The 21,911-nt window shown below is 66.6% G+C and carries 23 protein-coding genes and 1 tRNA gene; 10 read left to right on the forward strand and 14 right to left on the reverse strand.

The genetic code is table 11. From position 1 onward, the window contains the following. Window positions 1-173: 173 nt before the first annotated feature. Window positions 174-881, forward strand: coding sequence for a hypothetical protein (locus ACGFNP_RS26845; protein ID WP_358331102.1), 708 nt, complete (start codon window positions 174-176; stop codon window positions 879-881). Window positions 882-1,037: 156 nt separating this feature from the next. Here the strand turns inward: ACGFNP_RS26845 and ACGFNP_RS26850 are convergent, their stop codons facing one another. The 4 genes from ACGFNP_RS26850 to ACGFNP_RS26865 form a co-directional block, all read right to left on the reverse strand. Further along, entirely contained in the window at window positions 1,038-1,487 is a 450-nt protein-coding gene (locus ACGFNP_RS26850) for a group II truncated hemoglobin (RefSeq protein ID WP_358331104.1), read from the reverse strand. A 121-nt stretch (window positions 1,488-1,608) separates the two neighbouring features. Then, complete coding sequence (locus tag ACGFNP_RS26855; RefSeq protein ID WP_393323379.1) at window positions 1,609-2,394, reverse strand: hypothetical protein; 786 nt, start codon at window positions 2,392-2,394, stop codon at window positions 1,609-1,611. Window positions 2,395-2,611: 217 nt separating this feature from the next. Beyond that, complete coding sequence (locus ACGFNP_RS26860; RefSeq protein WP_358331110.1) at window positions 2,612-3,238, reverse strand: hypothetical protein; 627 nt, start codon at window positions 3,236-3,238, stop codon at window positions 2,612-2,614. Next, window positions 3,235-4,071: a hypothetical protein gene (locus tag ACGFNP_RS26865; RefSeq protein ID WP_358331113.1), complete on the reverse strand. Its 837-nt coding sequence runs from the start codon at window positions 4,069-4,071 to the stop codon at window positions 3,235-3,237. The genes ACGFNP_RS26860 and ACGFNP_RS26865 overlap by 4 nt, the downstream gene beginning before the upstream one ends. A 148-nt stretch (window positions 4,072-4,219) precedes the next feature. On the opposite strand from ACGFNP_RS26865, the gene ACGFNP_RS26870 reads away from it, so the two are divergent. From ACGFNP_RS26870 to ACGFNP_RS26880, 3 genes are all read left to right on the forward strand, one after another. Then, window positions 4,220-4,957: a DUF2625 family protein gene (locus tag ACGFNP_RS26870; RefSeq protein WP_393323384.1), complete on the forward strand. Its 738-nt coding sequence runs from the start codon at window positions 4,220-4,222 to the stop codon at window positions 4,955-4,957. Window positions 4,958-5,076: 119 nt separating this feature from the next. Beyond that, window positions 5,077-5,667 carry a nucleotidyltransferase domain-containing protein gene (locus ACGFNP_RS26875; RefSeq protein WP_393323387.1) on the forward strand — a complete coding sequence of 197 codons (591 nt, stop codon included), beginning with the start codon at window positions 5,077-5,079 and terminating at the stop codon, window positions 5,665-5,667. Further along, the gene (locus tag ACGFNP_RS26880) at window positions 5,664-6,134 is read left to right on the forward strand and encodes a hypothetical protein (protein ID WP_358331122.1); all 471 of its coding nucleotides are present in this window, start codon (window positions 5,664-5,666) and stop codon (window positions 6,132-6,134) included. Before ACGFNP_RS26875 ends, ACGFNP_RS26880 begins: the two co-directional genes overlap by 4 nt. Window positions 6,135-6,437: 303 nt before the next feature. Here ACGFNP_RS26880 and ACGFNP_RS26885 read toward each other — a convergent pair whose 3' ends face one another. The 4 genes from ACGFNP_RS26885 to ACGFNP_RS26900 all read right to left on the reverse strand — a co-directional run bounded on the left by ACGFNP_RS26885 (window position 6,438) and on the right by ACGFNP_RS26900 (window position 11,575). After that, a complete protein-coding gene (locus tag ACGFNP_RS26885) occupies window positions 6,438-6,647 on the reverse strand; it encodes a hypothetical protein (RefSeq protein ID WP_393323390.1) in 210 nt (69 codons plus the stop codon). 218 nt (window positions 6,648-6,865) lie between these two features. Further along, on the reverse strand, window positions 6,866-10,009 hold the full coding sequence (locus ACGFNP_RS26890) for a S8 family serine peptidase (RefSeq protein WP_393323393.1): 3,144 nt from the start codon (window positions 10,007-10,009) through the stop codon (window positions 6,866-6,868). 40 nt (window positions 10,010-10,049) lie between these two features. Beyond that, a complete protein-coding gene (locus ACGFNP_RS26895; RefSeq protein ID WP_393323396.1) occupies window positions 10,050-10,943 on the reverse strand; it encodes a CU044_5270 family protein in 894 nt (297 codons plus the stop codon). Further along, window positions 10,940-11,575, reverse strand: coding sequence for an RNA polymerase sigma factor (locus ACGFNP_RS26900; protein ID WP_393323399.1), 636 nt, complete (start codon window positions 11,573-11,575; stop codon window positions 10,940-10,942). Before ACGFNP_RS26900 ends, ACGFNP_RS26895 begins: the two co-directional genes overlap by 4 nt. Window positions 11,576-12,077: 502 nt before the next feature. Here ACGFNP_RS26900 and ACGFNP_RS26905 point away from each other — a divergent pair. Next, window positions 12,078-12,998 carry an ABC transporter ATP-binding protein gene (locus tag ACGFNP_RS26905; RefSeq protein ID WP_393323658.1) on the forward strand — a complete coding sequence of 307 codons (921 nt, stop codon included), beginning with the start codon at window positions 12,078-12,080 and terminating at the stop codon, window positions 12,996-12,998. Window positions 12,999-13,173: 175 nt separating this feature from the next. On the opposite strand, the gene ACGFNP_RS26910 is transcribed toward ACGFNP_RS26905, so the two are convergent. Continuing rightward, window positions 13,174-13,641, reverse strand: a complete 468-nt coding sequence (locus ACGFNP_RS26910; RefSeq protein WP_358331136.1) for an SRPBCC family protein — start codon at window positions 13,639-13,641, stop codon at window positions 13,174-13,176. Beyond that, window positions 13,638-13,850, reverse strand: a complete 213-nt coding sequence (locus ACGFNP_RS26915; RefSeq protein ID WP_358331139.1) for a hypothetical protein — start codon at window positions 13,848-13,850, stop codon at window positions 13,638-13,640. Before ACGFNP_RS26915 ends, ACGFNP_RS26910 begins: the two co-directional genes overlap by 4 nt. A 218-nt stretch (window positions 13,851-14,068) precedes the next feature. Between ACGFNP_RS26915 and ACGFNP_RS26920 the strand changes: the two genes are divergently transcribed. Continuing rightward, window positions 14,069-14,368: a hypothetical protein gene (locus ACGFNP_RS26920; protein WP_393323404.1), complete on the forward strand. Its 300-nt coding sequence runs from the start codon at window positions 14,069-14,071 to the stop codon at window positions 14,366-14,368. Next, the gene (locus tag ACGFNP_RS26925; protein ID WP_393323407.1) at window positions 14,365-14,865 is read left to right on the forward strand and encodes a hypothetical protein; all 501 of its coding nucleotides are present in this window, start codon (window positions 14,365-14,367) and stop codon (window positions 14,863-14,865) included. The genes ACGFNP_RS26920 and ACGFNP_RS26925 overlap by 4 nt, the downstream gene beginning before the upstream one ends. A gap of 247 nt (window positions 14,866-15,112) precedes the next feature. Here the strand turns inward: ACGFNP_RS26925 and ACGFNP_RS26930 are convergent, their stop codons facing one another. Then, window positions 15,113-15,727, reverse strand: a complete 615-nt coding sequence (locus tag ACGFNP_RS26930) for an MBL fold metallo-hydrolase (protein ID WP_358331145.1) — start codon at window positions 15,725-15,727, stop codon at window positions 15,113-15,115. Between the two features lie 401 nt (window positions 15,728-16,128). Here ACGFNP_RS26930 and ACGFNP_RS26935 point away from each other — a divergent pair, with 401 nt between their 5' ends. Next, the gene (locus ACGFNP_RS26935; protein ID WP_358331148.1) at window positions 16,129-16,362 is read left to right on the forward strand and encodes a helix-turn-helix transcriptional regulator; all 234 of its coding nucleotides are present in this window, start codon (window positions 16,129-16,131) and stop codon (window positions 16,360-16,362) included. A 180-nt stretch (window positions 16,363-16,542) separates the two neighbouring features. Next, window positions 16,543-17,367, forward strand: a complete 825-nt coding sequence (locus tag ACGFNP_RS26940; RefSeq protein ID WP_393323411.1) for an alpha/beta hydrolase — start codon at window positions 16,543-16,545, stop codon at window positions 17,365-17,367. Here the strand turns inward: ACGFNP_RS26940 and ACGFNP_RS26945 are convergent. Then, a complete protein-coding gene (locus ACGFNP_RS26945; RefSeq protein ID WP_393323661.1) occupies window positions 17,364-18,719 on the reverse strand; it encodes a helix-turn-helix domain-containing protein in 1,356 nt (451 codons plus the stop codon). The genes ACGFNP_RS26940 and ACGFNP_RS26945 overlap by 4 nt on opposite strands. A 485-nt stretch (window positions 18,720-19,204) precedes the next feature. Between ACGFNP_RS26945 and ACGFNP_RS26950 the strand changes: the two genes are divergently transcribed. Beyond that, complete coding sequence (locus tag ACGFNP_RS26950) at window positions 19,205-19,468, forward strand: hypothetical protein (RefSeq protein ID WP_393323414.1); 264 nt, start codon at window positions 19,205-19,207, stop codon at window positions 19,466-19,468. Between the two features lie 645 nt (window positions 19,469-20,113). On the opposite strand, the gene ACGFNP_RS26955 is transcribed toward ACGFNP_RS26950, so the two are convergent. Continuing rightward, window positions 20,114-20,186, reverse strand: a tRNA-Ala gene (locus ACGFNP_RS26955). Window positions 20,187-20,342: 156 nt separating this feature from the next. Then, window positions 20,343-21,863 carry a von Willebrand factor type A domain-containing protein gene (locus ACGFNP_RS26960; protein ID WP_358331165.1) on the reverse strand — a complete coding sequence of 507 codons (1,521 nt, stop codon included), beginning with the start codon at window positions 21,861-21,863 and terminating at the stop codon, window positions 20,343-20,345. Window positions 21,864-21,911: the final 48 nt, after the last annotated feature.

Consider the following 21,911-nt stretch of genomic DNA (forward strand, 5'->3'; position numbering starts at 1 on the left):
CATACGCAGATGATCGACAGAATGCCATTCTAGGAGATGGACATACGCCCCACCAAGGGGTGGATTTCCACAAAACGGGACAGGCGCGCTAACCAACTCGGCCGCTTCGGAGTCGGCGCCTGGGGGGCCTGAACAGCCGGTCAGTACCACTACGAAGATCGAAAGGCAGCCTAGTGGCCATCACCTCCCGATGCCTTGGAACGCCAAGGAAAGAGAATCTCGGGCCGACAAAGCTCCACCGCGAGCAACTGGAGCAGCTCGCCAAGATATTCGAGCAGACCGGGGCCTATTCCAGCATCTGGACCGACTCCAACTACGTCGTGTACGAATCCACCTCCTCGGCGGACATCGCCGACCTCGGTTCGAAGATGACCCCGAGCCTGAAGATAGTGAGGATGATCCGGCGCGACCCCGTGACCAAGGACAAGATCATGGACTTGACGCTCTCCTCGGCGACGGCTCTGCTGCTCCGCTACCGAGTGGACGAGACGGCCAACGACGCAGCCCGGATCAGGGAGATCTGCAAGGAGAGAAAGCGCACCTGGGCGCAGTTCGCCCATATCCCCGGCCTGGCCGTCGGAACTGTCGCGGCGATCGTCGGCGCGGCGATCGCGAGCCGCTTCCTCGGCTCGTCCTCGAGCCCGGTGTGGTTGAGCCTGCTCCCGGTCACGATGGCTCCGCTGGCCCTCGGGCTGGGAATCAAGTACCTGTGGAAGCGGCTCGGGGCCGGCCTCACGCAGGCGGTCATCATCAACGTTCCGGAAGGCTCGCAGGGCGGGCTGCTGTCACGGAAGCGCGATGACCTGATCGTCGCGGTGACCATGTTCATGCTCAGCACGGCCACCAACGTGTTATTCACCCTGCTGCTACAGCGCAGGTAGGGTTCGCGGCGAAGGCCACGGGCTCTGCGCTGATCGCAGTTGCGCGGAAACCCCCCGCCCAGGCCCCGTCCTGGGCGGCTGCCACCCTTTCGACGACTTCTCAAGAGAGCTATTCACCTACCGCTCAGGTGACGGAAGAACTGGCGACAGTCGAAACTACTGACTCGGCTCGGACCACCCCCACTGCGGAACCTCCCGAAGCGGGTGAAGCTGGTCGTCGGTTTCGGCGTGAGAGTTCTGCATCGCCACCTTCGACCCGAACTCCACATGGGACCGCAGCGCCTCCCGGAAAGGCACGTCGTCGGGCAGCCCCGCCTGGTCGGCGGCCGCCATGTACAGCTCGACGAACCGCCGACGCTGCGCCTCCGTGATCTTCAGCCCCCGATGCGCATCGATCAGCATCGAAAACCCGCCCATTTCCAGGGAGAAAGTGTCGGGCCCGCCGAAGGTCTCGGCGGTGAAGGCCGTCAGATGCGCCACGTGTTGCGGAAGTCCCTCGCCGAACAATGGCTGGAGTAGTGGGTCGGATAAGAGACTTCCGTAGAAGATGTCGATGAACCTGTGGAGCCCTTCTTGGCCGCCTGCGTGCTCAAAGAGAGTTTCCATGATTACATCATTACACGACCCTTAGCCCAAGCGCTAGATTGGTCTCGGACTTGCGGCGATGCCCCAGAGACTGCCGTACGGAGCAGGCGGTCGAGCCCATCGCCTGCCAGGCGGCCCGCGCTCAGCCCACTTCGTCGAACAAGCCTTGAAGGGTCTGGGTGGTGGCCGCTCGGGCAAGCCACGTTTCGAGTTGGGCAAGGTCCGCGCAGGTGGTGATCCGGTCGCGAATGTCGTCGGGAACGTTGAAGCCACGGGCAGCCAGCACGAGCAGCACCGACCTGCCAGCCTCTTCCGCTTGACCCTCTGCCTTGCCGCGGCCGAAGTGCTCGCGGGCGAAGGGGCTGTAGACCGGCCATTCGGTGGACGCGGACTTCATGATCTCCTCCATCAGACGGCGGATCTCGGGCGCGGACATACTGTAAGCGTATTCGAAGTAATCCGGAGCGTGTTCATCGGTCACGTCCGCCAGCGCGGTGGCGAACGCCTCGACGACCTTACGGTTGTGGCCGTGGACCATGACCGACATGGCCGCGAGCTCCGGGTGGGCGGCGGCCTCGTGAGGGTCGATGATGGCCGGGATGCTATCCGGCCCCAGCACCCAGGGCCGCAGGCGATAGCCGGTCAGCCCGGACTCGACCGGCTGCGCGTAGTAGTCCGCCACTATCCGGCTGGGGCAGATGACCAGGACCGAGACGTCGCAGCCCAGCATCAACCACAGGGCGGCGGCGTAGCGGGCGAACTGCCGGGGTTCCTTGGACTTGTCCTGCTGGATCTCCACGATGATCGCGTGGGCGGGCGGCCGTGGTGGCCCCAGCACGACGACCAGGTCGGCCTCGATATCGTCGGAAGGGCGGGTGTTGAAGGTGCTCTTCTCCACTCGGACCAGCGGGGTGTCGGGCAGGTTCACCCCCAGGAAGTCACGCATGATCTCCACCGCCAGTTGAGGGCGGTAGGAGAACAGCTTGACGAGGGTGTCATGTGGGGGGATGGCATGACGCTCATTGTTACACTACGAACACGGAAAGTGATGGTCATTCGCATACCTTCGGCCCGGCGCCTGACCGGACATCGAAGCTACCGCAGCGTGGCGACTATCCCCTCGCTGATCAAGCCCCTTCCACCCACTAACGCGAAGCGCTGGGAGGCGAAGCCGATGGTGACCCGACAGACCGCACCCTGATCTCGCCGAGTGTGGCGTGGCTGGCCCGGATGTCGGAGATCAGCACATACGCGACCAGCAACAGCCCAAGACAGAGGGCATCGGCCGCCCACCAGGGGATCTCGGCGAGCAGCAGATAGCCGTCACCGTCGCTCAGCGACCTGATCACCACCGTGACCGCGGCCACCACCACGGTGACCATCAGCCAACTCCGCAGCCGCGGCAGATTCCCGTTGTTCCACAGCCGGATCCGCCAGGTCATGAACACGGTGAGCACACCGAGCAGAGCGCAGAACCCGATCAGCCACCAGGGCAGAGCGAAGGCGGTCTGCTCGGCGATCTGCGCCTGTGTGGTGCGGAGCTCGGCCTCGGCCTTCTGCCTGGCCACCACGGCGGCGTCGAGTTGCTTCTTGAGCTGGGCCACGCTCTTCTCCTGCCGCGCGGGCGGCGAGGCGACGTCCGTCGGCAGCATCCGAGCCACGACGGTCAGCATGATCGCCACGAAGGACAGTGCCAGGACGATGGCCATGAACAGGTCGATGAAGCGCAGGTCGAGCGGCGGTGCGAACGATCGGACGGGTCGCTTCCTCACTTCTCCCTCACCAGGGTGTACTTCTGCGGCCGGCTCTCGGCGGCGCTCAGCCGTTCCACCGCGGTGCGCAGCGCGTCCAGGCCTTTGACGAGCTCTTCGGTCCTGCCTCTGGACTGGGCCAGTTCCTGGGTGAGCCCGTGCATGGCGGGAGCCGCCTGCTTCGCGGGCAGGCGCGCGATATAGATGAGGAACACCTCATCGGCGGCCACCACACTGGCCCGCTCCGCCCGTTCGGTCAGGGCCATCGCACCGAACGCGAGCACGCTCAGGAACAGCGCGATCAGGGTGACGCCGAACGCGGACGCCAGCTCGGGCAGTACGTGCTGCTTGAGCGCGGTGATCAGTACGCCGGGGTCGCCCTGGCTGTCCAGGGCGTTCGAGAACGCGCTGACCATCGCGGCCATCGTCAGGGCGGTGCCGATGAATCCGAACACCGGCAGCGCCCAGATGAGCGCGTGGTCCAGGTGGTGCTTGTTGGCCATCTCACTGTCGTCCAGCGCGGACCGGGCGCTCAGCACCGCTTCGCAGTCGTTCCCGGCCTCGGCCGCCTCCTTGAACAGCTTGAGCCGCCGCCCCACCAGCGTGTCCTCGGTCGGCTTCACCGCCTGGACGTTCGCCACGGCCCGCGCCGTCGCGGCACTCTCCCGCCGGATGTCCGGTACGGCCCTGGCGATCCTGAGCACGGTGGTCACGAACACCGCGAAAATAAGCGTGACCACGAGCTCCGCGGCCGGCGGGGCCGTGGTCGCGCCCACAGACTCCAGCAGGGCTCCCACCACTCCGGCCATCAGCAGCAACGCGGAGAGCAGCAAGCCCACCACAGGCGCGAACACCGTGTGACGCCAACCGTACCTTGACACCCTTTAACCCCACTCCGGCACACAAACTGTCAAAGGTCCACCTAAGCACACGTAGAGCAATTATTGGTTACGGTGAGGTCAGGTTGGCCCCCTGTGCTTCGAGCGGTGCGACGATGTGCGGATGCGGGAGCTCAGTGAACTGATCCACGGGGACGATCCGGCGTGGCCGGTGTTGCAGAAGGAGTTCGCAACCACATCCGTGCCGCTGAAGGTGCTTCCCGGCGATCCTGAGCAAGGTCGTTCCTGCTTGTTACAGCTTCAGGTCAGCGTGGAGTCGTATCTCGGTGCGCTGGCTCTGCACTCCGGTGGGTTGATCTTGGACGGAGGATGGCTGCGGGTGTTCGGCGGCTCGACGATGACTGGTGCTGATGCGCTGCCTGGCCTGGCCCAGGTGAATCGTTTTCCTGCCGCCTTTGACCCGGAATGGCGCCCCGCCAACGGACTGATCGTGGGACAGGACGTCCTCGGCGGCGTCTTCGCGCTGAACGGGCACGATGCGGCGGAAGCCGGGCGGCCGGGCACCCCTGGGCAAGTGATCTACTTCGCTCCGGAATCCCTGGAGTGGCAAGCACTGGAGATGGGGTACGGCACGTGGCTGACCTGGCTGTTGACCGGTCGCCTGGAGCAGTTCTATGGCGGCCTGCGCTGGCCTGGGTGGCGAGCCGAGATTCGCGCGTTGCCCCCGGCTCACGGGATCGCCTTCTACCCTTTCCTGTGGTCCGACGAGGCCCATGCCGACCTGGCAGCCACCAGTAGAAGGCCGGTCCCGGCGAGGGAACTGCTCCGCATGAGCGCCGACTCCTGCCGGCAACTTGGGCTGGATAGTCCAGGGTTTCTCGGGCCTAACCCCAGTGGTTGAGCGGATTCGAAGCCATCGACCAGGTAATCTGGCAAAGAGTCAGAATATCCTGGCTTTTTGACAGCACTATACTTAGCGTGATCAGCCAGTCACGCATGCCCCTGACGAAGGATCCAGGCATGCAGCAACCACCGCCGTCTGTCTTCCCGATCTTCCGCTCTCGGATCACCTGCGCCGTGCTGACGCACACGTACGTCGGCGATGCGGAGAACTCCGTCGGCGAGCTGGCCGAGGCCGCCGGGACCGACAGCGGCACCATGGCCCGCGAGGTGTCCCGGCTCGAACAAGCCGGCGTCCTCAGTTCGCGTCACGTGGGACGCACCAAACTGGTCCGGGCCAACCAGACGGCCCCCTTCTACGGGCCGCTGCGCGACCTGGTCACCATCATCCTGGGTCCCGCTCAAGTCCTCGCCGAAGAGCTGTCCCACCTCAACGGGATCGAGGAAGCCGCTGTCTTCGGCTCGTGGGCGGCACGCATGCGCGGGGAGCCCGGCCCCGCCCCGGTCGACATCGACCTTCTCGTCATCGGCCGTCCCGATCGCGACGATCTCCACGAGGCCACCGCCCGCGCAAGGTCCAGACTCGCACGCGAGGTCAACACGGTGGTCATCACTCGCGCCCGGTGGGAAGCCAACGAGGACGGGTTCATCCGCGAGCTGCACAACCGCCCGCAGGTGCCTGTACCGATCCCCCCAGGAGATGGCGAATGACGAGTTGGGCGCGCGGGAGAGACGAGATCATCGGCATGCTTCAACGACGCGAACTCACCCAGGTCGTCGCGAATGCCGAACTCGCCGAGCGGATGCTCTCGACCGCCCGGCAGCACCTGGTCAGCGCTGAAGCACTTGCCCGCACAGATCCGTATCTCGCATACGCGGCCCTGCATGACGCGGTCCGCAAGTCCTTGGCGGCGCTTCTCCAGATCCAGGGCCTGCGGGCGACGACAACCGGTGGCCATGTGGCGGTGCAGCATGCCGCCCGTGCGCAGTTCGGCGCTTCCATGGGAGCGATCCTCCGGCCGGTTGATCGCATCCGTACGACCCGACACGAGAGCGAGTATCCGACTACGACGACCTGGATCGACGAGGACAGCGTCCGCGATGACCTCCCGGCCGCGACCGCGGTGGTAGACGCGGCAGACAAGGCACTTCATCACCTGTCCCCGTTCGTCCTGTGAAACCGTTCACCGAGCTATCAATGATCCTCGGGAGTTTCGTCCGTTGCAGGGCGAAGGTCCCCGTCTGACCCTTGCCGACCAAGAGGCCCTTCACCGATTTCCCCCAGCACTCACACGCTGGGCAACAAACAAGCCACAGAGGTTGCGAAGCGCTGGGATCCCGGGCGGTGAAGTTGTTACAGGCGTTTGGAACCCTTTGCGGACATCCGGAGAAGTACAGTCGCGAGAAGGCGGTTCGCGAGTTAATGTCCCTTTGGTCGCTTGCGCTGCGGGAGGAGAGCTGGTCACGGGCTCGTTGCCGGGCTACGGGCGCGGCTGAGTGAACAATCCCGGCTCGGTCTCCGCGGGAATGCCGAGGCTGACCAGGCGTTTGAGCTTGGCGCGGGTGTTCTCGATGTTCTCACGCTCCAGGGGCAGGTCCAGGGGCAGGCAGAGGTCACGTGCTCGCGTGGGCTGGCCGATGCCGGTCACGAGGGTGAGAATCTGCTGGTAGACGGGGCGATCAGGGACCACGGGAGCCGATCCGGCACCGGTGCCGGATCGGGCTCGGCGGCAAGGACGCGCAGGGTCTTGCGGGCGATCCGGAGGTGATCGAGATCTTGATCGAGTTCCCGCAGGCGACTGGCCAACTCCTCGATCTAGGCTTGAGTCTGTTCGATCTGGCTGGTCAGGGCCTTCTCGCGGCTTGCCGGAACGGTGAGGCCGCCTCGGGGCGCCCTCACCGTTGCGGATCAGCCGACGGCGTACGCGCGGGTGATCGTCTGGGTCACCCCGTCGCCGGCGGAATCGGTGACCGTCGCGCGGAGGGAGACGAATCCGGCCGCGGGAGGGTTCGTCAGCATGGCGGTCCAGCCCGAGCCGGTGCGGGTGACTGGGACACCACGCCAGGTGGCGCCGTCGTCGGCGGACATCTCCAGCCGGATCGATTTCACCCCCGCCTTCGGGGAGCCGGGGTTGCGCTCAACCCACACAGGCATGCGGGTCGTGCTGCCCGGCCTGGCACGGTTGAAGTCGTCCAGGCCCTCGGGGCTGTAGCGGACGGCCATCAGGGGCAGCGGCTGTTCCTCGGCCGTGGTAGCGGATGGGAACGTCCAGACCGATTTCACCTCCGTGGAGAGCGTGGCCTGCCGGCGCATCGACGCCGTCAGCGTGTAGGTGCCGGATCCGGCGGGCAGGTTGGCGCGCAGTTCGCAGCTCTGCGGCTGGTGGGCGTCGCAGTTGGCGAGGTCGGCGGTGGCCAGCACCTTGCCGTCCTCAGCGAAAGTGGCAGTGCCGTTGGCGGCGGCGTCCGAGCCGGTCCTGCCCGGCTGCCCGTCGGCGAACATCCCCGTCCCGGCGAAGGTCAGGCTGTCGCCGGTACGGTGGCCGGCCGGCAGCAGGAACGACGGCCCGGTGACGGCGGCGTTCCACACTTCGCTGGTGTGACCTCGCTTCATGAGCTTGCCGCCGTCGGAGGTCAGCGCGGTGCCGACCTCGAGGGCGCTCTCGAAGACCAGACCAGGGGTCCGATAGTGGACGAGCCGGCCGGGCAGCGCGATGCCGCCGACCGACGATACCGGGAAGGCTCCCAGCGAACCGCCGACATGCAGCCCGACCAGGAAAGCGCCCGTGGCAGCCGCTCCGGAGGCCCGGTTGGTCGCGGTGACCTCGGCCAGCTCCTTCTGCTCGGCGTGGTAGGTGGGATCGTCCGGAAGACCGCCGCTGCGCCGGTCGACCAGGGTGTAGACGTACGGGCTGGGCGAGACGTCCTTGCTGAGCCACGTGGTCGCCAGGGTGTAGGTCAGACCTGGTGACACGGCGGGAATGACGAAGACCTGGGAGTTGGCGTCAAGGCCGAACACGTGGGTCCAGAGGCCCCACGCGCCGTGGTCCAGCCCGAGGGAGAGAACGCGCTGGAGTTGGGCGCTCGGATCGTCGATGGTGGTTTTCGTCGGCTTGCCCTGACGCGTGTCCACGGTGAACCGCTGGTCGCTGCCGTCAACCTTCAGCGGGGAGTCGGCGATCGTCAGCACAGGCTGCCCGTCGATCTTCTCGCTGGTGCTGGTATAGAGGTTCCAGTCGCCTTTGGGCAGTCGTACCGTAGCCTTCCCCTCCTGGAAGGACAGCGCGTGGAGGGCCCCGGTCTCGGCGTCGTAGACCTCTCCCTCCTGGGGGTTCACCGGCAGGCCCTGCCTGCCGACGACGGTGATGGTGACGTCGTAGGACTCCTGCTCGACGTACGCGCCGGCCAGCGTGCGGATCACCGTCTCGCCCGACCTGGCGGTGACCGTTCCTGGGTAGTCACCCGGGGCCTGCCTGCTCGCGTCGATGGCGAGCGTGACCGACGCCTCGCCCTTGGCCGGGACAGTGACCTGGTCGGACGGCAGTTTCAGCACCTCACTGTCCGCCGACAGCTCGAGGGTGACCGGTGCGTCGCCCGCGTTGGCGTAGGTGATCGTCCTGGTCGCCGTCCGGCCGCCGGTGCCGTTCCAGGGGAAGGCCGCCCACACGTTGGCCTGCTTGGGCATGATCTGCTGGCGCAGCGCGCGTACCAGGTCGATCGTGCCGGCGCCCTGCTGGTAGAGCGTCGCGTCCTTGACCGGGGCGGCGCTGCCGATCAGCGCGGACTTGAGCTGCGCGCCGGTCCAGTCCGGGTGGCGCTGGGCCAGGATCGCCGCCGCTCCCGCCACGTGCGGAGCGGCCATCGAGGTGCCGCTCATCACCCGGTAGCCGCCCCCGACGGCGGCGGCCGTGATGTCGACCCCGGGCGCGGTCACGTCGGGTTTGATCGCGTGGTCGCTCACGCGCGGCCCCTGGCTGGAGAACCGGGCCATCCGGCCCTGCTTGTCCACAGCGCCCACAGTGAGTGCTGCCTCGGCGCTACCGGGACTGAGCACACTGGCCTCGATGCCGTCGTTTCCCGCCGCCGCGACGAACAGTGTGCCGGTCTGTTCCGACAGCGTGTTGACCGCCTGCTCCAGCGGATCCAGCCCGGGGCCGTCGGGACCGCCGAAGCTCATGTTGACGATCTTGGCCTTCACCTCGACGGCGGCCCACTCCATACCGGCAAGGGCCTCAGATTCGGTCAGGCCCGCAGCTCCGCCCACCTTCCCGATGGCCAGGCTCGCCTCCGGGGCCACGCCCCGGTACTTCTCGCCTCTGCCCGCCACGATCGAGGCGACGTGGGTGCCGTGGCCGTTGTTGTCGCTCATGTCCGGTTCGTCACTGAAGTTCCCCTCCCGTACGACCGCGTCCTTCAGGTCCGGATGGTTGGGATCGTAGCCGGAGTCGAGGACCGCGACCGTGACGCCCTTGCCCGTGATGCCCTGCTGCCACGCCTGCGGCGCGCCGATCTGCTTGACGCTCTCGTCCAGCGAGAAGCTCCTGCGGCCGTCCAGCCACACCTTGGTACGGCCCGCGGCCAGGGTGCGGGCTCCGGTGAGAGTCCGCCAAGTCTGCGCGGCGTTCGCCTTGGACACACGTGCCGCGCTCATGCCCAGACTGGATAACCGCCGCACCCGCGCGGAACCCAGTGACGTGGTGATGCCCTGTTCGATGACGGGAATGTCGGGAGTGCCGGCGTCGCCGTACCCCCAGGCCAGGAGCTGGGTGACATCGAACAACCGCGGGTCCAGCACGCCCTGGGCGAGCAAGGGCGCGGCGTCGGACGGAATCACATACAGGTGGCCCCTGCGCACCTGGCTGGAGAAGTCAACCTGCCTGCCGGGCCCCGGCTCGACCCGATGCCCCTGACCCGTGACCACCACCCGGTCACCGGTGATCAGGGTCACCCCGTTCGCCTGCTGGTACGGTGCCGGTGATACCGGTGCCGGTGCCGGCGTGAAACCGATCGTTCCCGCCAGCAGAGCGGCGAGGAGCGACTTGCCTAAAGTCATGATCTACCTCATGTATGAAAAAGACGGTCGGGCCGGATCCTCACCGGGGAAGCTGGTCCGTCCACCCTGTGGTCAGCTTGATGAGGCCGTCTTTCGAACCCGCCACCCCTCCGTCAGCGGTGGGGACCCGATTTGTACGGATCACCCGGGAAGTCGCGGGATCGACGACCAGCCTGACCTCCCGGCCGCGGTCGACGACCATCAGCTCCTCCCCGCCGTCGACCGTGCCCAGCCGCTGCACGCCGGGGAGCTCGGCGAGCGCCCGGAACGCCGCCGAGCGCACGTCCGCGGGCGCGGGCAACTCCGCGATCAGCGAGACCAATGGCATGAAGGCGATGTCGTAGTCACCGACGGGACCACCCGTCTGCATCCCGGCGACCTTCTGCCGCAACGCCTCGGGGTCTGTCGGCAACTTCTCGAGACCCTCCATGGAGATCTTGGCATCGCCGTCCGCGGGCCCCAGCCAGAACGTGCCCGAGGGCTCCTTCACCACGCCGGGCCCGCTGTCCACCATGCCCCTGCTCCACCGCTGCCCGTCGCGCGTGGTCCAGCTCTCTCCCCAGAAGTGCCGGCCGTCTTCGCTCTCCCGTTTGATGTGCCAGTACGTCCCAGAACCCTGTGGCGCACGCTCCGCGCTGGCGGCGGCCACAAGCAGGATGTTCCTGGCAGAGGTCATCGGCAGGACGTCACCGGCAGAGGGCGGTGGCTTGACGGGCGCGGCGGTCTGACCCGTGGCGATCACGACGGCGACGGTCGCCGCGACCGCGGCAGCGGCAAGGCCTGTGACACGCACGGTCAGAGGCCGCCGGGACCGCCGAGGAGCCGCCGTGCGGGCCATCACGGCCAGCAGCCGCCCCCGCGCGCCGGTCAAGGCGTCCGGCTCGGTTTCCGCCACCTCCGAGCGCAGCTGCTTGATCAGCTCAAGGTCGTTCATTGTTCGTCCTCTCTCGTCTCAACCGGGTTGACGCCACCCAGAGCGTGCGCGACCTTGCGACGGGCGCGGGACAGGCGTGATCGGACCGTGCCGATGGGCACCCGCAGTGCCTGCGCCGTCTCCTCGTATGTCAGATCGCCCCAGGCGATCAGCAGCAGCACGTCTCGCTCACCGCGGCCGAGTTTTGCCAGCGCGGCGGCCAGGCGCTGCCGGGTGGCCGATGCGGAGACCCGGGCGGCCACCCGCTCGTCGAACGCGGCGACCACGGGATCCTCACCCGTACGGGCCATGGCCCGGTAACCGCGCACTTCGGCACGCCGGTGCAGGCCGATGACGTTCGTGGTGATGCCGTACAACCAGGGCAACGCCTCCGTACGGCCGAACTCGTACCGGTGGCGCGTCTCGAAAGCCCTGGTGAACGCCTCGGCCACCACGTCTTCGGCCTGGTCGAGCCCAAGGCGCCGCGCGGCGTAGCGGTGCAACGCGGCGGCATGGCGATCGAAGAGCGCGGCGAAGCACTCCGGTGTGCGCAGCGATGCTTCGACGATGGAGGAGTCGTCCCGGTCGTCCGCCAGCCCCGTTTGTCCGCCTACCGATAGCTGATGGCCACTTGGAAGTGGGGGGTCCGTCAAGACGAGCTCCCGTTCTGAGGTGGTTGTCACGACCGTCTTTATCCGTAGGGCGCCTCAGAGTTCCCGGTAGACGTTCCGAACGGGTCGAGGCCGTCCCCAGGTGCCCGTACCGATCCCCATTGGAGACGGCGAATGACGAGTTGGGCGCGCGCGGGAGAGACGAGATCATCGACATGCTTCACGACGCGAACTCACCCAGGTCGTCGCGGATGCCGAACTCGCCGAGCGGATGCTCTCGACCGCCCGGCAGCACCTGGTCAGCGCTGAAGCACTTGCCCGCAAAGATCCGTATCTCGCATTCGCGCCCCGTAGATGCTCGCCAGGCCAGGGTGCTGCCCCTTGCGCTTGCCGGTGGGGATGATCAGGTCCGGGCGGATGTCCTCCACCGGCTCGCCGTTCGCGGCGGAGCACGGTGTGCAGCATGTCGTCGGTGATTACCGGCGGGCGTCCGCCGTGGTTTCCTTGTGGGCTGCGGCATTCAACGGCGGATCGGACAGTGAGGATGTTCGGCGGTGGATCCGGTGAGCTCACCGCCCCCGCGCAGAGCCCGACGGCTCTGGAGGCCATAAGGCTCGCCAAGCGATATCGGGACACGTGGGCGTTGCGCGACTGCACGTTGTCCGTCCCCGTCGGCCGGGTCGTCGCACTCGTTGGACCGAACGGCGCGGGCAAGTCCACGTTCCTGCACGTGGTCGCCGGACTGATCGCCCCCACCCGGGGCAGCGTGCGCGTCTTCGGCGAACCGGTCGGGCAGCGGGCGGCGGCCCTCGCGCGGGTGGCGTTCCTGGCCCAGGACAAACCCCTCTACAACGGCTTTACCGTCGCTGAGATGCTCCGGTTCGGACACCATCTCAATCCGGGGTGGGACGACGCCCTAGCCCGGCAGCGGCTGGCGGAACTGGACATCCCGTTGAACCGCAAGGTCGGCAAGCTTTCTGGAGGTCAGCAGGCACAGGTCGCGCTGACCATCGCCGTGGCCAAGCGGCCGGATCTGCTGGTCATGGACGAACCGCTCGCCAACCTCGACCCAGTGGCCCGGCACGACGTCATGCGCTCCCTGATGGCGGCGGTGGCCGAGACTCAGATGACCGTCGTGTTGTCCTCCCATGTGGTGTCCGACCTGACCAACGCCTGCGACTGGCTGGTGGTGCTCAACCGCGGCCAGGTCCAGATCAGCGGCGAGGTCGACGAGCTGCCCGCCACCCACCAGATGCTGTCCGGCCAGGCCGAGCTCGCCGACGGGATGGCGGCCCGGATGCCGGTGATCAGCGACAGCCGCAGCGAACGGCAGGCCGACCTGCTGGCTCGCACCGGCCCGGGAACTCCGTTGCACGACCCGCGATGGAGCGCGTCCGGCGTGAGCCTGGAGGAGCTGGTGCTGGCCTACCTGCGCGGCCCCGACACCACCTCACTGCCGCCCTGACCATTTCCTGATGTCGGCGTACAGGCTCAAGTGCAGAGGCGAGTACGACTAAACGTGCAGAGATAATCTGCGAGTCGGTCGCAATGACGAGTCTTTTGAGCGGGGAGCCTTGCCCGGGGTGGTGCTGAGCACCTCGGAGCGGCTCCGAGGTGCTCGTCCCTGGCGATGCGCCCGTTTACGACTGGGCGGCCGCGCTCGGTGGCCGGGCCCCGAGATGGCGGGCGATCTCCTCCTCCCACGACTGCAGGAAGTCCGGATAGCGCTCGGCGAACTCGTGCAGAGGCCCCTGGCTCTCTGGCGTGAGTGCGGTCAGGGCGTACGTGACCCGTACCGTGCTGCCGCCCTGCCCATCCGCATCCACCTCGACGGTGACGGTCCCGGCCCGGGAACCGGGTGTGACCCTGGCGTACGAGACGCGCCGTTCAGGCTCGCGCTCGACCACCACCCAGATGGTCCGCTCGCTGTGCGCGCCGGTTTCGAAGACCGTGCCAGGGGCGGAGTCGTCATGGGTCTTCACCGGGAAACGGGGCTGCCACCCGGCCACCCACTGCTCCTCGCCGCGCGGCGTGAACAGCGTGAATGCTTCCTCGGGCGGCAGCGCGACCGCCAGCCGACCGGTGAGCGTGTATTGCGCGCCGCTCATCGCTCGGTCAGCCGATGCGCGTCGGCGGATGTCAGCGTCAAGCCGTACACGGCCTTGAGTTGCTCGATTTTGTCGAGGGTTGCGGGCGTGAAGGGCGCCTTGCCGTCGAAGGAGTGCAGCGCGATGCCTTCCACCAAGTCGCCCAGCGAGATGTCGAGGTATTCGGCCAGTCCCTTGAGTACCTTGAGCACGTTCTTCTCGAGCCGCAAGCCTGTCTGTGTGCGTTCGACTGTTACCATGGTAACAATGTACACCTGTCGGCGACGCTACACGGCGCGGCACGCTCCCGTGATCCGCCCGAGGGAGGCCGCGATGCGCTGCAGGTCGTTGCCAAGCACAGTGCTTCTGGCAGCTCTGCACGTTTACTCGTACTCGCCCCTGCACATCAGGCAGTACGCCGACACCTGACCGCTAAGGAGACATAGAAGTGTTGTGGCTTACCTGGCGGCAGCACCGCATGCAGGTGCTCCTCACCACGGCGCTGCTGGCCGTCCTCGGCGTAGTTCTGCTCATCAGCGGTCTGGGCGCGGCCGACTTTGCCGCCCAGAACGCTCCGGCGACCGACTGCGTGACCGACACGCCCGCATGCAGCTCTTACATCGTGGGGATGAACGAGCTCATACGGCCGGTGGGTGAACTTCTCGGCGGGCTGGTGCTGGCTGGCATCGTCACCCCGTGGCTGGCCGCCTTCGACGTCCCCCCTACAACGTTGACCACTTCGACTTGAAATGGTTCCGCGTTGTAGGCATCCTTCCGGCGGCGTGGTGGCTGTCCGCCTTCGTGCTCGGCATGGCCACGGGCGCGCTGTTCCGGCGGAGCCTGCCGGCGATGGCGGTGACCCTGGCGGTGTGCGCGTTAGCATTCTTCGGACTCCTCAGAGCGCCATCCTCCTATGCGAAGCCGGAGCGAGTCGTGCAGACCAAGGTCATGGACGAGCCCCCACCAGAGGACTCCCTGTACGTGAGCAGCTACTGGATCGACAGAAGCGGCGTGAGGTTCACCTCTCAGGAAAGAGCGCTTGCGCTCGCCAGCCCTTGTGGGACGGACGAGACGACCAAGAAATACGACAAGTGCTCATTCAGCCACGGCTATCGACAGATCACCGAATTTCACCCTGCGAACAGGTTCTGGCAGTTCCAATGGACCGAAGCGGGAATCCTCCTCATCCCCGCTCTCGCATTGGGCGGCGTCGCCGTCAGGCGCACCCTTCGGCCCCGCATCTGAAACCAATCGTCCCCTCATCACGGTGACGGGACGGCCTGGTGCGGGAACCGTCACCGCCTTCTGCAAGGCGGTCCCCCAGAGGGCGAGCAGTGGATCATGCAGGTCCCCGAGAGCAACGAAAGTCGTGCATGGTTGGGGCCCTCGGGTCGAAAGCACCCCCAGGGGGAGAGGAGCTGCGGGTCCGACCCTTGGATCGGTGCCCCTGTGGGAGAGGGAGAACGGAGAGCGAACGTTCGTGGCCATCCCACTAGAGATCGACTGAATCGCCTACCGGGAGGCGGGCGTAGTTGGTCTCCTCCTCAAGCCATGCGTCGAAGTATTCCAGACCGACCTTGCTGAGCTGGATGTCGTGGATCGGGAACGCGCGGGCCGGCCGGACGCCTCGGACGAAGGTGATGGCCTCGCCGATCTTCACCCAGGGGCCGGCCGCCGGGACCAGCAGGGTGTCGACCTCGTCGGTGGGGACGAACAGGGAGTCTCCCGGGTGGTAGAGGCCATCCACGATGAACCCGAGGTTCGGGCAGCCGGGCAGTCCGTCGATGACCTCGGCGTGCACGCCGCCCACGGCCTTCACGGTGAAGCCGGCGGCGGTGAAGGTCTCGCCCGCGGCGACCGCGACCGCTCCCTCGCCGAGCTCGGCGGCCAGTGCCGCATGGGTGTGGACGGTCAGGGCGGGGTTGGCCGCCCGAGCTGCCTTGAGCGCCTCGACGTCGACGTGGTCGGGGTGCTCGTGGGAGACGAGCACGGCCGTGGCTCCGGACAGCGCCGCCTCCGCGTCGGAGAAGGTGCCCGGATCGATCACCAGCACCCGATCGCCGTCCTGGACACGCACACAGGCGTGCCCGAAATGCGTCAGTCTCACCGGATCACTCTATCGGCCGGCCTCGGCGTAGACGCCACCACGATCACCGCCCAGCGGCCCCGGATCGTCTCGTGCCTGCCCCGCTCCTGCTGTCCATCAAGGGGAGAATCCCTTACAGACAAGAAACCGAGGCAGGACAAAACCCGAGACTGCTACGCCCACCGCCGGCGAAGGTTCGTGGTCAGCGCACCAGTCGGCTACCAAGTCCTCAACGTCCCCACACGAGCGGGAACACCGAGTCCCGCACAAAGCAGATCGCACTTCAGCTGCGCCATTCTGCTTGTCGCCGGGACAATCCGTGAGCAGCCCGCCGCCCCCGACCGCTGGCACGGCAAGGCCATCCGGCAACCTGAAGAGCCGTACCAGAGCTATCTGATCGAACCCGCCGAGGAGGAAACCCGATGACCGGCTTCAAGAAGTGGAGCGATGTCCGCGAGGAGCATGTCGCGCGCGCTGGAGGAGAGGAGGAACTGGCCAAGACCCGGCGCATGATCGAGGCGTACGTGCATGCCTGGCATCTGGCCGAACGGCGCAGGAACGGCGGACTCACGCAGTCCGACGTGGCCGAGAAAATGGGCGTGACCAAGATGCGCGTGTCCCAGATAGAGAACGGCGACGCAACCGCGGCCATGTGACCCGGTCAGGTTCTTGAACGCTCCCCAGCTCTCAATACATGCTCGCTGAGGGTGGCCTCACAATCCGCGATCTCGGGGCCCTTGCTGATCAAGCTGCTACCTCGAACGCTCACGCCGGGCGACAAGCAAGCAGATCACTGAGGTGGGACCATAGCGTTTTCCATCACCTCCAGGAGCGCCATGCATGTCCAAAGCTCGTCCGTCACCGTGCGCACCCTCGACGGCCTCCACCTCGCCGGAACGCTGGTAACGCCAGGCGAATCGACCGAATCCGCGGTTGTCCTCGTCCATGGCGGCGGCGTTACTCGCGAGGAGGGTGGCTTCTTCACCCGCCTGGCGGCCGGGCTCGCTGAAGCCGGGCTGGCTTCGCTCCGCTTCGACCTGCGCGGCCACGGTGAGAGTGAAGGCCGCCAGGAGGAGCTGACCCTGGCCACGATCCTTAACGACATTCGGGTGGCGCTGCGCCATGTGCGCGAAGCGACCGAGGCGAACCGGATCAGCCTGCTCGGCGCCAGTTTCGGCGGCGGGATCTGCGGTTACTACGCCGCCCACCGTCCTGAGGAAGTCCAGCGGCTGGTACTGCTCAACCCACAATTCGACTACAAGAAGCGCACCATCGACAGCAGGCCGTACTGGCACGACGACTATCTGAACGAGCAAACCGCCCAGCAGCTCACCGAGCAGGGGTATATTCCCTTCACGCCCAGCCTGAAGCACGGCCGTCCGCTGCTCAACGAGGTCTTCTGGCTGCAACCGCACACGGTTCTGGGAGAGATCAAGGCGCCGACGCTAATCGTCCACGGCACCGGAGACACGCTGGTGCCCATCGAGTCCTCACGCGCGGCAGTGCCCCAGTTCACCGTCCCCTGCACCCTGGTGGAAATCGAGGGATCACAGCACGGTTTCGCCGTCCACGACGACCCGCAGTATCTCAATCCCCAGAGCCAGGTCTGGCAGGCGTCGGTGATTCAGACGGTGGCGGAGTGGGTGCGCGCCGGAGATTAGGCAGTTCGACCCTCGTGCAGAGCCTCCCGCAGTTCCCGAACGTGCGGCCGGGCACCCCAGCGTCTCAGAGTCTGCATCATGTCCGTCAGCACGATAGTCGTCCGCTTCGAGCGCGTGGCATGGGCGATCCGCGCTGCCTCCAGACCCAAGATGGCCGCCTGGCCGGGCTTGCCCGCCTCGGTGTAACACGCGGTGCTACGCAGCCGGAGAGTGCTGTCGGTGAAGACCCCACCGAGCATGTCGGCCTCTTCGCCCGTCGAGCGTGCGAGCAGTTGCCGGGCGTCATCCAATTTCTGCTCGACCATGCGCAGCGGTTCGCCTAGCATGGCAAAGCCCAAGGCCTCTTGCTGCAGAACCTCGGCGCGAACTCTGCTCGGAAGCCGGGCGGTGCTCCGCTGCGCCGCTTCGGCCAGGGTGAGCACCCGCAGCGCGTCGCGTCGGTCATAGGCCAGTTGGGATTTCCGAAGCAGCACATAGCCCTGCATGGCGTTGTCGTCGGCTTCCTGCGCCCACTCGATCGCCCGGTCATACCAGTACGTGGCCGTCCTCAGATCGCGGAGGTCGCGGTATAGCCAGCCCACGAACTCCGCGCCATCCGCTCCCACTGTCAGCAACGCCCGCCGGACATCGGGCTTCACCTCTCGGACAGCGTGCTGCATAGCGCCGAGCATCTTTAGCACCTGCGGCAGGACTGCGGCTGGACCAAGTCTGCCGTCGTCGGCCTTGCCTTCATCGAGCTGCTGACGCAGGACCTCCACAACGGGCCCGTCGACATAACGGCGGGCATCGGTCAGGAAAGCTTCATCCGGTGGTAGCTCATCGACACTGAAAACTGCCCGGGCAGCATGGACGATGTTCGAGCGAGCGTGCCCTGTTGCTCCTGGGAAGAACTGCGGTGCGGTCGTCTCCGTCTTCTCCGGCATCTGGAACCACAAGCGAGCAGGCGGCATGCCCAGCAGCCGTGCCCAGGTGATCAGACGTGTGAGGTCCTGGACGGGCGCTCCGGATTCGACGCGGCTGAGCTGGGCCTGGCTGAGACGCAACCACCCAGCCACGCGTTCCTGGGAGAGCGGCCTCCCGTGCGAGGGATGGTGACGGTACGCCCGGATAACCCGCCCGATGTGCCGTGAGGCGAACGCTTGCTGCAAGGCGTTGTCAGCCCAGAAGGCCGGCGGCACGGCTGGCGGCTGCGCGCCGGGTTGATCTCGTCGGCGCTGGCAGGGGCCGCATCGGATACTCCGGTTGTCGCCAGCCAGGCGCGTCCCGCAGGCCTCACAAGATCGGAGACCCTGCCGTTTTGCCATGCTTGCCCCCTCGTGTGGAGGCCTGGCCTGAGAACCTGCCCAACACATCCAGTCCGACTGTAATTTATCCAATTCGGATAAAGCAAAACAGAATAAGCTGGCAAATGGGTGCTTGGACAGGAATCAGGGCCGATTACAAACGACCCCCATACGCTTCGTAAGCGGTTATGCATGGGATACAGAAGCATCTTATCTGGGAGTTGGCGTAGCCCTCTAGGCCAGGTTCAGAGCAAGGCCAACTTAGTGAATACCCAATACACCGAACCCGACGAGCCCCGCCGGGACATTTTCAATGTCCCCCAAATGACCCGTCACTGTCCTGGACCGAGGTAGTCGAATGCTGAAGCATCGTGTTCATCGCACCACCATTCGGACAACCCACGGAGGTTCCCTTGGAAACGATATCGAGACACCGTCGCCCTGTCCGTCGGCGCGTAATGGGTGTGACACTCAGCGTTCTCTTCGCCGGCATTCTCACGGCCGCTGTCGCGTCACCCGCTTCGGCTGGCAGAAACGGCAACATGTGGATCGGCGTGAATACCGACCCGGCCGGCACCGCCCGGGTCGACGTCCAGCAAGTCGCCGGAGTCAGTGGCACCTACCACATAGACATCTGGTACGCGGCGACCGGGGCGCGGTACGGCGGAACCGGTGACTACAACTACAACGGCGGCACCAGGGAATTCCTGAAGGGCAGGAAATCGGACGTCGCCGGTAAGCGGCTCTGCGCCCAACTCTGGTACCACAAGCCCGGCGGCGGCTATGAGTCGCAGGGCCTTCCCTGCCACGATTACTGATATCGGCAACATTGAACAGCCCGCCGGCGATGTACGCCGGCGGGCTGTTCAATGTCTGGTCCATCATTATCTGGGGTTGTCAAGCGAACTACGTAAACCTCGATGACCTCGAACGTCTGGCTCGACGGGTGAGTATTCACCCCTCCACGCTGGAGCATGGGCGACGCGACTGCGGCCAGGTGACCCGGTTAATGCTTCCCAGCTCTCCATACATGCTCACTGGGTGGTCTCACAACCCGCGATCTCGTGCCCCCTACTGATCAAGAGGCTCTTCCAGCGACTCCGAATACTTACGCCGCCGGGTGACAGGCAAGCCATTCAGGAAGGGCTATTGCAGCATGCGCAGGCGAAGCCTGCGCCCAGATAAGGACGTCCGAGCGAAGCGAGGCCCTCCAGGGGTCGGGACTGGGCCCGACTGGAAGCAACGACTGAGCCTCCGCAAGCGCGAAGCGCCCAAGGCGAAGGCCTTTGTGCCCGGGGTGGGCGTCAAACGGCCAACCACCCAGACGGGCAACGGGTGGGTGGCCCCAGGAAGAACGCCCGGAGCGAAGCGAAGGTCCTCCAGGGGTCGGGCCCTTGGCCCGACTGGAAGAAACGTCTGAGGCCCCTTGAGCGCGAAGCGCCCCGATGAAGGCCTTTGTTGTGTGGAGCTATGGGGATTCGAACCCCAGACCTCCTCCATGCCATGGAGGCGCGCTACCAACTGCGCCATAGCCCCTCGAACCGTCCACAAGTCTATCCGACTCCAGACCCACCCACGTCCCAGCCAACCGCCCACAGGCATTGGGCCGCTTCCGAAGAAGCGACCCGGCCTGCGGAAAGCACCCCAGCCAGAAGAGCGGCCCAGTGAGAAGAGCGATCCAGCCGAGAGCGGCTACCCGACCGAGCGGGCCTTGTCGATGAGTCCCGCCAGTTCCGTCACCATCGGGTCCTCCGCCGCACCCGCCAGCCGTCTGGCCTGATCCCCCAGTGTCGGCAGGTCCATCCCGAACGCCTTCCGGTCCCGCATGTAGACCGCGAAGGCCGCCGCCACCACGTCCACCTGCAGTCGCATCGGTGCCTTCTCCCACACCGACGCGTTCAGGGCGCCCACGTCCACCGCCTTGCTCGTCTCGGAGGGGTTCCTGGTGTCGGGGTCCTGCCAGCGTACGGTCGCCTGGGCCAGTTGTCCCGTAGCGCCGGACTTGAGGCGTACCGCGTAGAGAGCCGTGACCGAGTGGCCGGGGCCGACCTCGCCGCCGTCGTGGCTGTCGTCGCGGAACTCCTCGGTGGTCAGGGCCCGGTTCTCGTACCCGATGAGCTGGTATCCCTCCACGACCGACGGGTTGAACACGACCTGTGCCTTGGCGTCGCGCGCCCGCAGTTCGATCGTGGCCGGGAGCTGGGCGGCGAAGACCTTGTCCGCGTCCTCCTGCGTGCTGACGTAGACGGCGGCGCCGTCGCCGTTGTCGGCCAGCTGTTCCATGAGCTCGTCGCCGTAGTCCCGGCCGACGCCCACGGTCAGCAGGGTGACCTGCCGGCCCGCGTACTCCTTGACCCGGTCCAGGATGGAACGCCACTCGGTGCTGCCCTGGTTGGCCAGGCCGTCAGAGAGGAGGATGACCCGGTTGGTGGCCGCGGGGCGGAACGCCTTGGCCGCCTCCTCATAGCCGGTGACCAGCCCGGACTCCAGGTTGGTGCTGCCGGCCACGGCCAGCTGGTCGACCGCCGCGTGCAGCTCGGCACGTGCGGCCAGCGGCGTCATCGAGGCCAGGAGCTTGGCCTCGTCGCTGAAGGAGACGATCGACACCTGGTCGCCCGGCGCGAGCTGGTCGATCAGCGTGTGCAGGGACTGCTTCACCAGGTCGAGCCGGCCGGGCTCGGCCATCGAACCCGACACGTCGACCACGAACGTGAGGTTGGCGGGCCGCCGCGCCGCCGCGTCGGAGCCGCGCGTCTGCAGCCCGACGCGCAGGACGGCCTGGTTGCGTGACGGCATCCTGGCGCCGTCGACGTGGACGGTGAACCCGTCGTCGGCCGGCTGCGCGTAGTCCTGCCGGAACGCGTTGACGAACTCCTCCGGCCGGATCTGCCCCGGTTCGGGCCAGCGTCCTTCCTGGAGGGTACGGCGGGCATAGGTGTACGAAGCGGTATCCACGTCCAGGGCGAACGTCGAGATCTGCGCCGCGGACGTGTCCTCCTGAGTCTCCGGAGAGGCAGACGTCCGAGGCTCAGGCAGAGGCTTGCCATCCGCGGGCGATTTGGCCCCGGACGTAGCCGACGCTCTTGGTGCTGCGGGACCGGTAGCGGGCGCCCGCGCGGCGGACTCCTGGTGGGATCCCCCCGAGCCGCCACAGGCGGCCAAAGTCAGGAGCCCAACGACCCCGACGCTGGCTACTAAAGGACGAAATTTCATCGCAACCACCTCCGGCCCTATGACGGCTTCCGGAAATGGCGTGGCCGG

The organism is Nonomuraea sp. NPDC049269 (genome assembly GCF_043197155.1).
In the GTDB taxonomy this organism is placed as follows: Bacteria; Actinomycetota; Actinomycetes; order Streptosporangiales; family Streptosporangiaceae; genus Nonomuraea.

Coding starts and splice junctions, on each gene's coding strand:
- ACGFNP_RS26850 (WP_358331104.1), bottom strand. CDS start 1,487: ATGGAAACTCTCTTTGAGCACGCAGGCGGCCAAGAAGGGCTCCACAGG.
- ACGFNP_RS26870 (WP_393323384.1), top strand. CDS start 4,220: ATGCGGGAGCTCAGTGAACTGATCCACGGGGACGATCCGGCGTGGCCG.
- ACGFNP_RS26875 (WP_393323387.1), top strand. CDS start 5,077: ATGCAGCAACCACCGCCGTCTGTCTTCCCGATCTTCCGCTCTCGGATC.
- ACGFNP_RS26880 (WP_358331122.1), top strand. CDS start 5,664: ATGACGAGTTGGGCGCGCGGGAGAGACGAGATCATCGGCATGCTTCAA.
- ACGFNP_RS26890 (WP_393323393.1), bottom strand. CDS start 10,009: ATGACTTTAGGCAAGTCGCTCCTCGCCGCTCTGCTGGCGGGAACGATC.
- ACGFNP_RS26895 (WP_393323396.1), bottom strand. CDS start 10,943: ATGAACGACCTTGAGCTGATCAAGCAGCTGCGCTCGGAGGTGGCGGAA.
- ACGFNP_RS26905 (WP_393323658.1), top strand. CDS start 12,078: ATGTTCGGCGGTGGATCCGGTGAGCTCACCGCCCCCGCGCAGAGCCCG.
- ACGFNP_RS26910 (WP_358331136.1), bottom strand. CDS start 13,641: ATGAGCGGCGCGCAATACACGCTCACCGGTCGGCTGGCGGTCGCGCTG.
- ACGFNP_RS26935 (WP_358331148.1), top strand. CDS start 16,129: ATGACCGGCTTCAAGAAGTGGAGCGATGTCCGCGAGGAGCATGTCGCG.
- ACGFNP_RS26940 (WP_393323411.1), top strand. CDS start 16,543: ATGCATGTCCAAAGCTCGTCCGTCACCGTGCGCACCCTCGACGGCCTC.
- ACGFNP_RS26945 (WP_393323661.1), bottom strand. CDS start 18,719: ATGTGTTGGGCAGGTTCTCAGGCCAGGCCTCCACACGAGGGGGCAAGC.
- ACGFNP_RS26960 (WP_358331165.1), bottom strand. CDS start 21,863: ATGAAATTTCGTCCTTTAGTAGCCAGCGTCGGGGTCGTTGGGCTCCTG.